The sequence below is a fragment of the Rodentibacter pneumotropicus DSM 21403 genome (assembly GCF_000379905.1).
GTDB lineage: Bacteria > Pseudomonadota > Gammaproteobacteria > Enterobacterales > Pasteurellaceae > Rodentibacter > Rodentibacter pneumotropicus.
Map to the genome: position 1 here is coordinate 41,911 of NZ_KB904043.1, position 16,123 is coordinate 58,033.

Sequence of the window (16,123 nt, forward strand, 5' to 3'; positions counted from 1 at the left end):
TTTGGTTATTATTCGCTAATTAGTACATTTTTTGCTATAATCTTGCCTAATTTTCATTTACAAAAATAGAGATTAATTATGTCAGAAACTACCACGACCGATAACTATGGTGCATCCAGCATTAAAGTATTAAAAGGGCTTGATGCCGTTCGTAAACGCCCGGGGATGTATATCGGTGATACCGATGATGGCACCGGTTTACATCATATGGTGTTTGAAGTGGTGGATAATGCTATTGATGAAGCCTTAGCGGGCTATTGCTCTGATATTATCGTGACGATTCATGATGATAATTCCGTTTCCGTACAAGATGACGGACGCGGTATTCCTGTGGATATTCACCCGGAAGAAGGCGTTTCTGCGGCGGAAGTCATTATGACCGTGTTGCACGCCGGCGGTAAATTTGATGATAACTCTTATAAAGTATCCGGTGGTTTGCACGGTGTGGGGGTATCTGTCGTCAATGCTTTATCGGATAAATTACAGCTCACTATTCGCCGTCAAGGTCATGTTCATGAACAGTTTTATCATTTAGGCGAACCGCAAACGCCACTGACGATTATCGGCGATACAGAGGCAACCGGAACAAGTGTGCGTTTTTGGCCGAGTCCTGATATTTTTGCGATAACAACCTTTGATTACAAAATTCTTGCAAAACGTTTACGTGAACTTTCATTTTTAAATTCCGGTGTATCTATTCGTTTGGTAGATAAACGTGATGGTACGGAAGATCATTTCCACTATGAAGGTGGAATTCAGGCTTTTGTGGAATATTTAAACAAAAATAAAAACCCAATTCATCCAAAACCTTTTTATTTCACCACAGAAAAAGACGGTATTGGTGTGGAAGTTGCCTTGCAGTGGAATGACGGTGTAAATGAAAACGTCTATTGTTTTACCAATAATATTCCGCAACGTGATGGTGGTACACACTTAGCCGGTTTCCGTGGTGCACTGACCCGTAGTTTAAACAGCTATATGGAAAATGAAGGTCTATTGAAAAAAGAAAAAGTGGCAACCTCTGGTGATGATGCACGTGAAGGCTTAGTGGCAATTATTTCTGTGAAAGTGCCTGATCCGAAATTTTCGTCCCAAACAAAGGATAAACTTGTTTCCTCCGAAGTAAAAAGTGCGGTGGAATCGGCAATGAATGAGAAAATGCAAGAATATTTGTTGGAAAATCCTGCCGATGCAAAAATCATTGTTAATCAAATTATTATGGCGGCACGTGCCCGTGAAGCAGCACGTAAGGCTCGTGAAATGACACGCCGTAAAGGCGCATTGGATATTGCCGGGCTGCCGGGCAAACTTGCGGATTGCCAAGAAAAAGATCCTGCACTTTCAGAACTTTACTTAGTGGAGGGGGATTCCGCGGGCGGTTCCGCAAAAGTGGGACGGGATCGCAAAACACAAGCCATTTTGCCATTAAAAGGAAAAATTCTAAACGTTGAAAAAGCACGTTTCGACAAAATGCTTTCTTCTCAAGAAGTGGGGACGTTGATTACTGCATTGGGTTGTGGCATTGGGCGTGATGAATATAATCCGGATAAATTGCGTTATCACCATATCATCATTATGACCGATGCGGATGTAGATGGATCGCATATTCGTACACTTTTACTCACATTTTTCTATCGCCAAATGCCGGAGCTTATTGAGCGTGGTTATGTATATATCGCTCAGCCGCCGCTTTATAAAGTGAAAAAAGGTAAACAAGAGCGTTATATTAAAGATGCGGACGAAATGGAACAATATGAATTAACTCTTGCTCTTGATGGTGCAGCGTTACATATCAGTGAAAATGCACCGGCAATGAATGCCCTTGTATTTGAAAAATTGGTGGCAGAATATAACAGCATACAAAAATTGATTGTACGTTTAAGCCGCCATTACCCAACACCTTTATTGCAGGGATTGATTTACCAACAGCCACTTTCCGTTGAGATGATGCGTGAAGAAAGTGCGGTTGAAAATTGGGGTAAATCTTTTGTTCAACGACTTGAAGAAAAAGAAATCGAAGCCCATCAATATACGATACGTACCCAATTTAATGCTGAACGTCAGATTTATGAAGCAATTATTACTGTTCGTAAACACGGCATAGATAATGATTACTTTATTAACTTTGATTTCGTGAGCGGTAATGAATATGCAAAAATTGTTTCACTCAATAATCAGTTAAACGGTTTATTAGAGGACGGAGCCTATGTTGCCCGTGGTGAAAAAGTACAGCCAGTACGCACCTTTGAACAAGCCGTAGAATGGTTGGTTAAAGAATCACGTAAAGGTTTGGAAGTGCAGCGTTATAAAGGATTAGGTGAAATGAATGCTGATCAGCTCTGGGAAACCACTATGGATCCAAATGCCCGCCGTATGCTGAAAGTGTCTATTAAAGATGCTGTTGCTGCAGATCAACTTTTCACCACGTTAATGGGTGATGAAGTGGAACCTCGCCGTGAGTTTATTGAGCTTAATGCTCTCAGAGCAAATTTAGATATTTAATCTAAAAAAATAGGGTAAAAAATCACCGTACTTTGGAAACAAAGTACGGTTTTTTTTTGATAACTGTCAATAGATAAAAATTATTCTCAATAATATCTGTTTTTATTTAATTTTGTTTTTTATAATCATTCTCATCTTAATAACCTAGGAAAATGATGATGAAAAAATATGAATTTAGGAGTAATCATTATGATGATAGATAAACGCCTGATTAATACTGTGGCAGAGAGCAAAAAATGGATTGCGATTACGGTACTATGGAATTGGCTTGCATTAGTCGGTGGTATTGTTACAGCAGCGGTGTTTGCCTATGTGTTACAAGCCTCATTTTTAGATGAGCTTAGCATACCAAGTGCGGTTGGTTTTGGCGCAATTTTGGTTGTGGCACTTGCCCTACGAGCCTTCTCCGGCAAAAAATCCGTACAGGCATCTTATTTTGCCAGCACAAGAGTGAAGCACGAATTGAGAAGTTTAATTTACCGTAAATTATCGACTATGCCGTTGAATCAAGTGAACCAACAATCTACTTCAAGTATTATTCAAGTTGCATCAGAAGGTGTGGAACAGTTAGAAATCTATTTCGGACGTTATTTACCACAACTATTTTATAGTTTGCTTGCCCCGCTCACGTTATTTCTATTTTTAGTCTTTTTTAATGCACCGACAGCATTGATCTTGCTGGTATGTGTGCCACTTATCCCAATCTCTATTATTGCTGTTAATAAAATTGCCAAAAAACTTTTGGCAAAATATTGGGCGATCTATGTCGGGCTAGGCAGCAGTTTTTTGGATAACTTACAAGGTTTGATTACTTTGAAAATTTATCAAGATGACGGCTACAAAGCCAAACAAATGGATGCGGAAGCAGAACAGTTTCGCACTATTACAATGAAAGTGCTGACTATGCAGCTTAATTCCGTTTCATTAATGGATTTACTCGCCTATGGCGGTGCTGCGGTAGGAATTTTAACCGCACTTTTGCAATATCAGGCAGAGCAAATCAGTATTTTTGGCGTAATTTTGTTTATTTTGCTCGCCTCTGAGTTTTTTATTCCTTTACGCTTATTGGGTTCTTTTTTCCACGTGGCAATGAATGGAAAAGCCGCCTCCGATAAGATTTTTGCCTTACTTGATACACCGGTTAAAACACAAAAAAGTGCGGTTGGCTTTGTTGCAAAAAATAATGTGCAAGTAGAAATGCAAGATTTATATTTTGCTTATTCCCCTGAAAAAACAGCTATTCAGGGGTTGAATTTAACGATTCATCCAAATCAACTTACTATGTTTGTAGGGAAAAGCGGTTGCGGAAAATCCACATTGGTTTATTTGTTAATGGGTTTCCACAAGCCGCAACAAGGGGCGATTTTGTTTAATGGGCAAAACGCTTTTGAAATTGACCGCACTTCTTTCTATGAAAATATTTCACTGGTTAGCCATAGCAGCTACGTGTTTAAAGGCACGTTGCGTGAAAATATGCTAATGGCAAAAGACGATGTCACTGACGAGCAAATTTATCAATGTTTGGAACAGGTTAATTTAGCCGATTTTGTGCGTGAAAATGGTGGTTTGACTATGCCTTTATTAAGTAGAGGAGCAAATTTATCAGGAGGACAAATTCAGCGTTTAGCCTTGGCTCGGGCGTTGTTACATAATGCGATGCTTTACATTTTTGATGAAGCCACCAGCAATATTGATGTAGAAAGTGAAGAAGTGATTTTAAAATTTATCCAACAATTTAAACAACACAAAACCATTGTGATGATTTCCCACCGCCTTGCTAATGCCGTAAATGCGGATTGCATTTATGTGTTAGATAAAGGCAGATTGATTGAACAAGGCACGCATACCTCGTTAATGGCAGAAAATGGAGCTTATGCGGAAATGTTCCAACAGCAAAAATCTTTAGAGAAAATTAGAGAGGTGGCAAATGCGTAAAAATGGATTTTTAGTGATGTGGCAGTTGCTACAACTGGTGAAACCTCTTGCGCATATTATGATGTTTACCATCACAATGGGAACGCTCGGTTTTTTAAGTGCGATTTTTATCATGGTACTGGGGGCGATGGGATTGGCGCATTTGCTCGGTTTTGACGGGCATTTAAATTTAACCCAAATTTTGACCGCACTTATTGCCCTTGCCGCTGCTCGTGGAATTTTGCGTTATTTAGAGCAAATGTCCGGTCATTATATTGCCTTCAAATTGCTGGCATTATTGCGTGATAAAGTCTTTTCCGCTTTGCGCCGTCTGGCATTTGTTAAATTGCAGGATAAACAAGCCGGACAGCTTGTCTCACTGGTAACCAATGATATTGAATTGCTTGAAGTCTTCTACGCCCACACCATTGCGCCGATTATGATTGCATTTTTTACTTCATCAATTTTGATGGCGGTGTTTGCTCACTTTTCCCTATGGTTTGTCTTAATAGCCCTTTCCGCATATCTTTGTATTGGCGTAGTTTTACCTATCATTACCACTCGATTAGCCCGTGAAGACGGCAGACAATATAGAGAATTGGTGGGCGAAATGAATGATTTTTTCCTCGATAGCATTCGTGGTATGAAAGAAATTCAGCTTTTCGGTTATGCAAAAAAACGTTTAAACGAGATCCAACAGCGAAGCCAATTTATCGATCAGGCTTTTCGCAAAATTAAAGATCAAGAAGGCAAAGTTCGAATTTACACAGAAATTGCCGTGTCAGCCTTTAATATCGTTATTTTATTCACCGGTCTGATTTTATTTTATTTAGATGAAATAGACTTTGCCGGTTTCTTGGTGGGCGTAATTTTGTTGATGTCGAGTTACGGTCCGGTTATTGCTTTGTGTAATCTTTCCAGTAATTTATTACAAACCTTGGCATCGGGCGAGCGGGTATTGAGTTTGCTGGCGGAGCAACCCGTATTAAAAGATGTAGAAAGTGCGGTCAATTTGGAAAATGTTTCTGAAATTAGCGTAGAAAACCTGAGTTTTGCTTATGCTGATGAACAAATTCTCACGGACATTAATTTTCAGTCACGTAAAGGTCAAATTCTGGGGATTCACGGTAGAAGCGGCAGTGGCAAAAGCACGTTATTAAAACTCTTAATGCGTTTTTATGATCCGCAACAAGGGAAAGTTTGCATTAACGGCACAGCACTTGCGGACATTAATACAGCGAGTTTGCGTGACAATATGGCGTATATTACCCAACAAGCCTATATTTTTAATGACACGATTGAAGAAAATATCCGCCTTGCCCACCGTTCCGCTACGCAAGAACAAATCATTGAAGCCGCTAAACAGGCATCAATTCACGATTTCATTATGAGCTTACCGGAAGGTTATCACACCAAAATGACGGAATTAGGCGGCAATCTGTCCGATGGTGAAAAACAGCGCATCGGCATTGCCCGTGCTTTTTTACATAATGCACCTATTATTTTATTGGATGAGCCGACCAGCAATCTGGACAGTTTAAACGAAGCGATGATTCTACAATCATTACGTAACGTTAAGGCGGATAAACTGATTATTCTCGTCAGTCATCGTCAATCCACTATGGCTATTTGCGATCAGGTTATTAGTATTGAGAATGGGCGGATGTCTTAATGAAAAGTGCGGTTAAAAATGACCGCACTTTTTTATGACAAAATTAACCTTTAAACTGAGGCAGATAATTAAACATCGCTAAAAAGTGGACGATGGCAACAAATACACCAAATAAAGCAGTAAAAATAATTAATCCTTTTCCTCCGCCAACGTGAAATCCTGCCGTATTGTGGCGTTTTCTTGATTTATAAACCAAAAGTGCCGGAATAATGCAAGTCCAAATCGTTGCCACTGCACCGGCATAGCCAATGGCTTTTAAGAAACCCAGTGGGAATAGGATTGACATAATGAGTGGTGGGAAGAAAGTGACAGTCCAAGACTTTGTGCGTCCGCTTTTGCTGTCGTCAAATTTGAAGAAATCGGCAAGATAATCAAATACGCCTAACCCTACTCCAATAAAGGAAGATAAAATGGCAGCTATGGAAAACGCATTGATCATTTGTTTAACTGTATTTGATTCAATGACATTACCGAGGGAATTTAGTAATACATCTAAATTTCCATCGCTCTCTAAAATAGGGGCAAATTGATCTCGCGGAAGATTGCCAAAAATGACCAAAACCCAAATAAGATAAAGTGTCAGGGCGATTCCTGTTCCTCCTAAAATGGCATATTTTGCCTTCCGTTCTTCACCATAATACGCACGCATACTACAAACGGAATGATGATAACCAAAGGAGGTTAAGGCAACCGGAAACATACCGATAGCATATTTGGCATAATCGCCCTCTTTTCCGTTAATATCAAAAAGAGTATCTAAAGAAATATTGACGGCTAAACCATAGATACTGATAGCAAATGTGATTCCCATAAATACAATAAGTAATACAGAAATACGATCCACAATACGGGTGGAGTGCCAAACAAAATACGAAAAGATTAATACAAATATAGTCGAACAAATGGCTAATCCGGAAGAACCAAAGTTAATCCACGGTTTAATCAAGTTCTCTATAATACCGCCGGATGCGGTTGTGTAAGCATAAAGTAAAATTCCCCCGACGAAATAGACGGCAAGATTATTAATAGCATTAATGGTGGAACCCAACATATCTTTTGTGACGGTACTAAATGAAGCTCTTAAATCATAAGTAGAGTACGCTTCAAGTAATAACCAACCTGATAATGTCATAACTATCATCGTTAAACAAATTGCGATAGCAGACCATATTGTCCATGCGCCTGCACCTGAGGTGGGTAATCCAAGCATTCCTGCCCCTACGCAAACACTGGCAATAATACAGGCACCACCGAAAATGGAAGGTTGTTTTTTCATATTACATCCTTGTTAATAACAATGTATTGGTCTTTGATAAAAAATGCAGCTCGAAACGAGCTGCATTTTCTAGGAGCATTTTATTATTCCACCTCTTTTAATCGTGCGGTGAAGTGACGCAAAACTTTAGGCTCATAAGTAAAAATTAATCCTTTAATGTTCGCTGCGTTTTCTTTCACTTTTTGGAAGGCTTCAATAATAAAATCCATGTGAGTTTGTGTATAAGTGGCACGTGGAACCGTAAGGCGTAATAATTCAGCCGGACAAGGTAATTGTTCACCTGTTTTTGGATCCCGCCCTAATAAAAACGAACCAATTTCAACCGCTCTTATGCCGGCAATTTTATAGAGTTCACAAGAAAGGGCTTGGGCGGGGAATTGTTCTGCAGGAATATGCGGTAATAATTTACCGGCATCAACGAAAGCGGCATGCCCACCGGGTTGTTGGCAGGCTACACCAATGAGTTCAAGCCCCGCAACCAAATATTCAATTTGTGCGATGCGATAAGCTAACCATTCTTGACGCATTCCATCGCGTAAACCTATTGCCAAACGTTCCATTGCGCCGCCTTCTAAACCGCCATAAGTCGGGAAACCTTCTTGTGCAACACAAAGGGTGCGACATTCATGATAAACCTCTTCCATTGATTGATCTTTAAAGGCTAAAATTCCCCCCATTGGCACCATGGCATCTTTTTTGGCAGACATTGCCAAACAATCAGCATAGCGATAACTTTCGTAAGTGATTTGTTCGATTGTCCAATCTTTATAAGCCTCTTCACGTTGTTGAATAAAATAGGCATTTTCAGCGAAGCGGGCGGAATCCATTACTACCGGAATATCGTATTTCCGTGCGATTTCATACATACCTTTTAAGTTAGCGATAGAAACAGGCTGTCCCCCTGCGGAATTACAAGTGATGGTACAGACGATATAAGGCACATTATTCGCACCGACTTCTTGAATACCTTGTTCCAATTTTTCTAAATCAAAATTGCCTTTGAATGGATATTTTACTGAAGTATCAAAGGCTTCTTTGATATAAACGTTACGCACGGTTGCCCCATTTATTTGGCTATGACCTTGGGTGGTATCGAAGAAATAATTGGAAAAAACCACCATTTTGTGACGATCTAATCCCTTTTCTCGCTCACGTTTGGCAATTAATACGGGAATATAAATTTGTTCTGCGCCACGACCTTGATGGGTTGGAATGGTGTATTCATAGCCAAAAATTTCTTTCACTGCATTTGCCAAAGCATAATAACTACGGCTGCCACTGTAAGCTTCATCACCGCGCAACATTGCGGCCTGCATATCCTGTGTTACCGCACCTGTGCCGCTGTCGGTTAAAAGATCAATAAAAACATCTTTACTATCTAATAAAAATGGGTTCATTCCTGATTTTAACATTGCCTCTTCTCGATATTCTCGGGTCGTTCTTTTCACCGGTTCAATAACTCGAATACGAAAAGGTTCGGGTAAATGTTTAAAATTTTCCATAGCAAAATCCTCAAAAATTAATCTGATTAATTTAAGTAAAAATTATTTTCTAAAACGAAAATAGAGCAGCAATAAAATAAGTAGAAAGAAAAGAATTGTAGATTATGGAAAATAGAAGGAGAGTCTTGGATCGATAAGCACCCAAGTTTGGTTCGGTGAAAGTAAGTTAAGCATATTAAAATCCTTTATAAGAAAATAGAAACTTAATACTACTAACGGCTTACTTCTGACAACGAAGTCAGATCAGAATAATACAAAAATAAAATCTGTCACCTGTTATTTTCTTAATTTGTGAAGACTGTCACATAATACGTTTAACAAAAAATTTTTAAATAATTTGGGTTTTATCATTTATATTTTTAATAGACTTCCGTAATTTCAGAGTTGGGGTTAGGGTTAATGTTTGATAAGGCTCATTTGGGTTTTTGATCCGTTGGAGTAATAATTCCACCGCAAGTTTTCCTAATTCGGCTTTAGGTTGGTTAATGGTAGAAAGAGGGGGATAAAGATAACGGGAAAGTTCGATGTCATCGTAACCAATAACGGAAATGTCCTCCGGAATTCGTAAACCCTGTTGTTGAAGTACTTGATAAGCACCCAGTGCAATCGCATCGCTGCAACAAAATACGGCAGTTGGACGGTGTGGTGTGGCAAGTAATTTTTGCATACCGATAATTCCCCCTTCAAAATCAAAATGGCTTTCGATAAGCCAATCATTATTCAATGGGATTTCGGCTTCCGACAAGGCTTTTTTATACCCTTCCAAACGGTTTTTTGCCACTGATTTTTTAAGATTACCTGTGATGATGCCAATATTTTGATGACCGGCTTCAATTAATGTTTTTGTTGCCAAATAGCCGCCAAATGTTGAGTTTTCAAGAATTTTATCGGCATTAAGCTCCTTGAACCACCAATCCATAATAACTAAAGGTACAGAAATCGATAGCTCGGTATCGGCGTTAAAACGGCTGTCACCACACATTAGCAGTAAACCATCCACTTGTTTATGGAGAAGTGTTTGTAAATTTTGCTGGAGCCGTTTCGCATCACCGCCGGTGGTGGCAATGATGAGATTATATTGGTGTTGGTGGCAATATTGCTCTACCCCAGCCATCACTTCGGCAAAAAAAGGATTATTTGTCGCAGTGACCAATAAGCCAATGGTTTTAGTTTCTTTTACTTTGAGACTGCGGGCAACAGCGGAAGGGGTATAGTTGAGATCAGCCACAATCAACATAACTTTCTCTCGAATTTCATCGCTCACAAAACGTGAACCATTGATCACGTGAGAAACAGTGGAAGTGGAAACCTTCGCTAATCTCGCAATATCTTTCATTGTTGCCATAAAAATAATTCCATTTTTGACCGCACTTTAGGTCTCACAAAGAAAAGCTAAGGTTTCCTGTTTTGTCGGAATAGAGGATTGTGCACCTTGGCGTGTAACGCTTATGGCTGCCGCTGCCTGTGCGAAACGAATCGCCTCTTCAAAAGATTGTCCTTCCAGCAAAGCCGTTACAAAGCCGCCGTTGAAGGTATCGCCTGCCGCCGTAGTATCCACCGCTTGCACGGAAAAACCTTTGATAATGCGGTTTTCTCCGTTTCGACTGATAAATACGCCTTTTGCACCGAGTGTAATAATCACACAGCCTATCCCTTTTTGATGAAAAACCTCCGCAGATTTGACCGCACTTTGCTCGTCTGTCACCCGCACACCGGTAAGAATTTCAGCTTCCGTTTCATTTGGTGTGATAATGTCAATTTGATTTAATAAATTATCGGGTAAAGGTTGAGCCGGTGCCGGATTCAGCACGACTTGCACCCCATGTTTCTTCGCTATTTGTGCGGCAAGTGTCACTGCCGGAAGTGGTGTTTCGAGCTGCATGAGTAAACTGGCTGATTGGGCAATTTGTGCTTCGTTTTGGCGTACGATTTGTTCATCTAAATAAGCATTTGCACCCGATGCAATAACAATACTATTTTCAGCGGATTGTGCAACTTGAATAAAGGCGATACCTGTCATTTCTTGTTGAATTGTCGTGATCGGCGACGTATCAATCCTTTCCTGTGCAAAAGTATTTTTCATGGTTTCACCAATACCGTCACTGCCGATACAGCCAATAAAGGCGACATTTGCCCCTAATCGTGCAGCGGCAACTGCCTGATTTGCACCTTTCCCGCCATAGGCGATGCGATAATTTTCTCCGGTGAGGGTTTCCCCCGGTTTGGCGAAATAAGGTACGGATATGACATGATCGGCGTTTATACTGCCGAGAACGGTGAGTTTTTTGTTCATGTTGGAATCCTTATTGATTTTTATGACAAATTTTCTGCCACAAACGTAAAAGCTTGTGGCAGTTATTGTGTGTGATGAAAGTAATTATTCACTAATCACTTTTAAATCTACTGGGATTTTAACGTCCACTTTTTCGCCTTTTAAGATTTTATCGGCCGTGACAACACCCAATGAGCCAATCAAATCCGGTTGTTGTGCGATAGTCGCCGCGAGTTTACCGCTTTTCACTGCTTTTACACCATCATCTGTGCCGTCAAAACCGACAATAAGCACTTTTTTATTTGCTGCATTAACCGCTCGCAATGCGCCTAATGCCATTTCGTCATTTTGGGCGAAAATCGCTTGAACATCTGCTTTACTGGCGAGGAGATTTTCCGTTACGTTTAAACCTTTGGTACGGTCAAAATCTGCCGGTTGGCTGGCAAGAACATTGAATTTATGGGCTTCAATGGCTTGTTTGAAACCTTCCCCACGTTCGCGGGCTGCAGATGTCCCTGCGATACCTTCAAGTTGAATAACTTTTGCTTCATCACCTAATTTCTGTGCGATGAAATCCCCCGCCATTTTACCGCCGGCAACATTATCGGAAGCGATATGGCTCACGACATTTCCTTTGGCGGCACCGCGATCTAAAGTGATAACCGGAATGTTATTACGGTTCGCAATTGCGACCGCATTCCCCACCGCTTCAGAATCTGTCGGGTTGATTAACAGCACTTTTGCGCCACGGACAGTTAAATCTTCCACATTAGCCAGTTCTTTTGCCGGATCGTTTTGTGAATCAAGCACAACGAGTTTGTAGCCTAATTCATCGGCTTTTTTCTGTGCACCGTCTTTTAATGTGACGAAGAAAGGGTTATCCAATGTGGACACTGCAAGGGCAATGGTATCCTGTGCAGAAGCAGTGCCGGATACAGCTACTGCGGAAGTAAGTGCGGTTACAAAAAACAACGTTTTTTGAACGTTGGATTTGCCAACGGCCCCGTGAGGGGTGCACAAACGAGTAAGCGAGTTTGTGAATAATTTTTTCATCGTTTTTTCTCCTTAAAATGAGTTACAGTTTTTTTGTACCAAGATAGTTATCGGCTAAAACAGCAACCAGAATAACCAACGCTTTTGCTATCATTTGATAGTAAGATGAAATATCTAATAAATTTAGGGCATTATTTAAGAATCCGATAATCAATGCTCCAATGAGTGTTCCCATCACTCGTCCTTTCCCTCCCATGAGACTGGTTCCGCCAACGACAACGGCAGCAATGGCATCAAGTTCATAGGATACACCGGCGGTCGGTTGAGCAGAGGAAAGACGGGAGGTCACAATTAAGCCGGCAAGGGCGGATAAAAAACCACTCACAGCGAACACAAATACTTTGATTTTATTCACATTAATACCGGAAAGCTGAGTAGCGGATTCGTTGCCGCCAAGGGCATAAATATAACGACCGATTGGAGTATGTTTTAAGATATACCACGCCACAGCAAATACGGTAGCCATAATCCAAATAGGGATCGGAATACCCAGAAAATAGCCTGTACCGATAGCTGAAAAAACATCGGCACTATCAGAAAAACCGGTCGTAATGGGGCGACCATCCGTATAAACCATCGTCACACCACGTAATAAGGTCATGGTAACGAGAGTTGCAATAAAGGCTTGGACTTTTCCTTTTGCCATGATAACACCGCTTATCCCGCCTAAAATTGTGCCAAGCAATAAAACCATAGGAACGACAAGTAAAATTGGCAATTCATGGCTCACCATAGAGGCGGCGATTGCGCCTGTTAATGCCAAAACAGAGCCCACGGAAAGATCAATTCCTGCGATTAAAATGACAAAGGTCATTCCCACAGCAATAATGGCATTCACGGATGTTTGACGCAAAATATTCAGAATATTATCTATGCTGAAAAAATTCGGGTTCATTGTGGATACAATGGCTATAAGAATAATCAGCGCAATAAACGAACGTTGCTCAATTAAAAATTTGCCCATTTGGAAACGGGAAGTCTCAGTTTTCATTATTTTTACCTTACCTATTCATATTTGCCGATAGCGGCAGCCAATAATTTTTCCTGTGTTGCCTCTTTACGAGAAAATTCCGCACTGATTTTGCCTTCACGCATCACTAAAATACGATCGCTCATACCAAGCACTTCCGGCATATCGGAAGAAATCATTACAATACTTAATCCGTCTTTTTTAAATTCATTGATGAGTTGATAAATTTCCTTTCTTGCGCCGACATCTACGCCTCGAGTGGGTTCATCTAAAATCAACACATTTGGACGCGTCATCAAGCCACGGGCAATGGCGATTTTTTGTTGGTTACCGCCGGAAAGCAAACCGACTTGTTGATCTCGGCTTGGGGTTTTAATGTTAAACATCTCAATAAAGTCATCGACCGCCATTTTTTCCACTTGGTGGCGAATTTGACCTTTTTGAGAAAAATAGCCAAGAGAAGTGAGAGACATATTTTCTTTAACCGACATACCCAAAATCAGTCCATCGTTTTTTCGATCTTCAGAAATATAGACGATGCCGTGATCTAAGCCGTCTTGTGGGCGGTGATTCTCAATCTCTTGATTTTTTAACCGCACTTTACCGGAGGCTTTTGGCAACGCACCATAAAGCACCTTACCTAACTCTGTTCTGCCCGCACCCATTAAACCGGATACGCCGACAATTTCACCGCCATAAAGTTTGAATGAAACATCATCAATACCGCTGCCACTGAGGTGTGCAACATCTAGCACACATTCGCCTTTTTCTTGTGTCAGGTGGGGATATTGTTCGTCTAATCGGCGACCGACCATCATTTCGATTAAATCATCTTCATTAATATCCTCAATGATACATTCACCGATAAATTGACCGTCACGCAAAACCGTCACATCATCGCAGATTTGGAAAATTTCTTTTAAACGATGAGAAATATAAACAATGCCGCATTTTTCTGCTTTAAGCTCATTAATTACCTTGAATAAAGCCTCTGTTTCCGTATCGGTCAATGCGTCTGTCGGTTCGTCCATAATAATCACTTTGGATTTAAAGCTGAGTGCTTTAGCTATTTCCACCATTTGTTGTTCACCGATAGAAAGCTCGGAACACAATTTTTGGCTACTATGCGTTACACCCAAACGGGCTAAAAGTTTATCGGCTTCTTGGTACATTTTCTGCCAGTTGATCGCCCCCCATGGGGTTTTAAATTCACGACCTAAAAAGATATTTTCCGCAATAGTTAAATTACCGATTAAATTTAGCTCTTGATGGATTATGCTAATTCCTGCTTCCTGAGAGGCTTTTGGTCCTTTGAACATAGTTTCTTTGCCGAGATATTCAATAGTTCCTGCATCCTTAGAATAAATACCGGTTAGCACTTTCATTAATGTGGATTTTCCTGCACCGTTTTCCCCCATTAATGCCATCACCCGACCGGCATATACCGATAAACAGGCATTGCTTAAGGCTTTCACGCCGGGGAAGGATTTATCGACACCGCTGATTTTGAGTAAGGTTTCCATTATTTCACCTTTTTAAAATGGTACGCCGGAATATAAAATGACATTTGCGTAGGGGGAACATTCGCCACTGCGCACAATAGCTTTGCTATTTTGGGAATATTGCTTAAATGTTTCATGTGGTACAAATTCCAGCTGAATCTTATTGCCTTGGCTGACTTCAAGTTGGCTAAAGCGTGATAAAAGTGCGGTCAAAATATGAGGATTTTTAGTTTTGATTTCTTCGGCGATCACCGCGCGTTCCACAAACATTTCACTGATTACAACATCTAAGGTTTGTAAAAAACTTGGCACACCGGCGGTAAGAGCAAGATCGATGCGTTCTACTTGAACGGGTATCGGCAATCCGGCATCACAAATGGTAATGCTATCGGTATGACCTAAAGTCGCAATACAATGGGAAAGTGGCGCGTTGAGTAACATTGTTTTTTTCATCGAAAAATCCTTTTTAGGTTTATCGAAACGTTTCGATGAGTGAATGATAGAGAGAAAAAGTAAAAAAACAATCACCGGATTTCAAATTTGAGACAGCGATCACAGAATTTTTATGCCATAATCAAGCAAGTTTAAATAAATCATTATAAATAATTGCTGAATATTTATTCGGTTTTATTTAATGTATATGTATTTTAAGAATCAAGAGGCAAACACAGGGAGAGGATAATGAAGAAACAACTTTTACTCGGTATTTTTTTAGGTGCGGTGAGTGTTACTACCAATGCGGAGGAATTAACGTTCGGCACAGAACCGAGTTATCCACCGTTTGAAGTAACAACGGAGAAAGGTGAGTTGATTGGGTTTGATATTGATATTGCACAAGCGGTTTGCAAAGAAATTCAAGCCACTTGTCATTTTAAAACTATGCCGTTTGATTCGTTAATTCCCAGTTTGAAAGCAAAACGCTTTGATGCGGCGATGTCGGCAATTGATATTACGCCGTCCCGTGAAAAACAGGTTTTATTCAGTGATCCCTATTACGATAGTTCTGCGAGCTACATTGCATTGAAAGGCAAAGGAAATTTGGCGACGGCGAAAAATATCGGTGTACAAAACGGTTCGACTTTCCAGCAATATACCGTTTCTGAAACGCCTCAATATTCACCAAAATCTTATGTGAATTTGCAAGATGCGATTTTGGATTTACAAAACGGACGGATTGATATTGTGCTGAGTGATACGGCACTACTGGCGGATATAATGAAGAAAGAGCCGAATATTGAATTTATCGGTGAAAAAGTGATCAATGAAAAATATTTTGGTCGCGGTGTTGGGATTGCATTAAACAAATCCAATAAAGCCTTGCAAGAACGTTTAAATCAAGGATTGAAAGCGATTAAAGAAAAGGGTGAATATCAAAAGATCTATGATAAATGGATGAAAAAGTAATTTAAAAAAACGGTAAAAACAGACCGCACTTTGGGTAGACAAAGTGCGGTTTTTTT

General features: G+C 40.3%; 13 protein-coding genes. 4 read left to right on the forward strand and 9 right to left on the reverse strand.

Annotation, left to right across the window (positions count from 1 at the left end):
* Positions 1-78 precede the first annotated feature (78 nt).
* The 3 genes from gyrB to A3GE_RS0103440 all read left to right on the forward strand — a co-directional run bounded on the left by gyrB (position 79) and on the right by A3GE_RS0103440 (position 6,088).
* Positions 79-2,502, forward strand: a complete 2,424-nt coding sequence (gyrB, locus tag A3GE_RS0103430; RefSeq protein WP_018355881.1) for a DNA topoisomerase (ATP-hydrolyzing) subunit B — start codon at positions 79-81, stop codon at positions 2,500-2,502.
* A 189-nt stretch (positions 2,503-2,691) separates the two neighbouring features.
* Positions 2,692-4,437 carry an ABC transporter ATP-binding protein/permease gene (locus tag A3GE_RS0103435; protein WP_018355882.1) on the forward strand — a complete coding sequence of 582 codons (1,746 nt, stop codon included), beginning with the start codon at positions 2,692-2,694 and terminating at the stop codon, positions 4,435-4,437.
* Entirely contained in the window at positions 4,430-6,088 is a 1,659-nt protein-coding gene (locus A3GE_RS0103440; protein WP_018355883.1) for an amino acid ABC transporter ATP-binding/permease protein, read from the forward strand. The genes A3GE_RS0103435 and A3GE_RS0103440 overlap by 8 nt, the downstream gene beginning before the upstream one ends.
* 43 nt (positions 6,089-6,131) lie before the next feature.
* Here A3GE_RS0103440 and A3GE_RS0103445 read toward each other — a convergent pair whose 3' ends face one another.
* From A3GE_RS0103445 to rbsD, 9 genes are all read right to left on the reverse strand, one after another.
* The gene (locus A3GE_RS0103445; RefSeq protein WP_018355884.1) at positions 6,132-7,364 is read right to left on the reverse strand and encodes an aromatic amino acid transporter; all 1,233 of its coding nucleotides are present in this window, start codon (positions 7,362-7,364) and stop codon (positions 6,132-6,134) included.
* A gap of 83 nt (positions 7,365-7,447) precedes the next feature.
* Positions 7,448-8,866 (reverse strand): tryptophanase, encoded by a 1,419-nt coding sequence (tnaA, locus tag A3GE_RS0103450; RefSeq protein WP_018355885.1) that lies wholly within the window; start codon positions 8,864-8,866, stop codon positions 7,448-7,450.
* A gap of 102 nt (positions 8,867-8,968) precedes the next feature.
* On the reverse strand, positions 8,969-9,040 hold the full coding sequence (gene tnaC, locus A3GE_RS12515; RefSeq protein WP_077434851.1) for a tryptophanase leader peptide: 72 nt from the start codon (positions 9,038-9,040) through the stop codon (positions 8,969-8,971).
* 154 nt (positions 9,041-9,194) lie between these two features.
* Entirely contained in the window at positions 9,195-10,211 is a 1,017-nt protein-coding gene (locus A3GE_RS0103455) for a substrate-binding domain-containing protein (protein WP_018355886.1), read from the reverse strand.
* A 27-nt stretch (positions 10,212-10,238) separates the two neighbouring features.
* Positions 10,239-11,159 (reverse strand): ribokinase, encoded by a 921-nt coding sequence (rbsK, locus tag A3GE_RS0103460; protein WP_018355887.1) that lies wholly within the window; start codon positions 11,157-11,159, stop codon positions 10,239-10,241.
* An 84-nt stretch (positions 11,160-11,243) separates the two neighbouring features.
* Positions 11,244-12,191, reverse strand: a complete 948-nt coding sequence (gene rbsB / locus A3GE_RS0103465; protein WP_018355888.1) for a ribose ABC transporter substrate-binding protein RbsB — start codon at positions 12,189-12,191, stop codon at positions 11,244-11,246.
* Between the two features lie 22 nt (positions 12,192-12,213).
* Positions 12,214-13,182 (reverse strand): ribose ABC transporter permease, encoded by a 969-nt coding sequence (gene rbsC, locus A3GE_RS0103470; protein ID WP_018355889.1) that lies wholly within the window; start codon positions 13,180-13,182, stop codon positions 12,214-12,216.
* A 14-nt stretch (positions 13,183-13,196) separates the two neighbouring features.
* Positions 13,197-14,684 carry a ribose ABC transporter ATP-binding protein RbsA gene (gene rbsA, locus A3GE_RS0103475; protein WP_018355890.1) on the reverse strand — a complete coding sequence of 496 codons (1,488 nt, stop codon included), beginning with the start codon at positions 14,682-14,684 and terminating at the stop codon, positions 13,197-13,199.
* Between the two features lie 12 nt (positions 14,685-14,696).
* Positions 14,697-15,116 (reverse strand): D-ribose pyranase, encoded by a 420-nt coding sequence (gene rbsD / locus A3GE_RS0103480; protein WP_018355891.1) that lies wholly within the window; start codon positions 15,114-15,116, stop codon positions 14,697-14,699.
* Between the two features lie 228 nt (positions 15,117-15,344).
* Between rbsD and A3GE_RS0103485 the strand changes: the two genes are divergently transcribed.
* Positions 15,345-16,067, forward strand: a complete 723-nt coding sequence (locus A3GE_RS0103485; protein WP_018355892.1) for a lysine/arginine/ornithine ABC transporter substrate-binding protein — start codon at positions 15,345-15,347, stop codon at positions 16,065-16,067.
* Positions 16,068-16,123 lie beyond the last annotated feature (56 nt).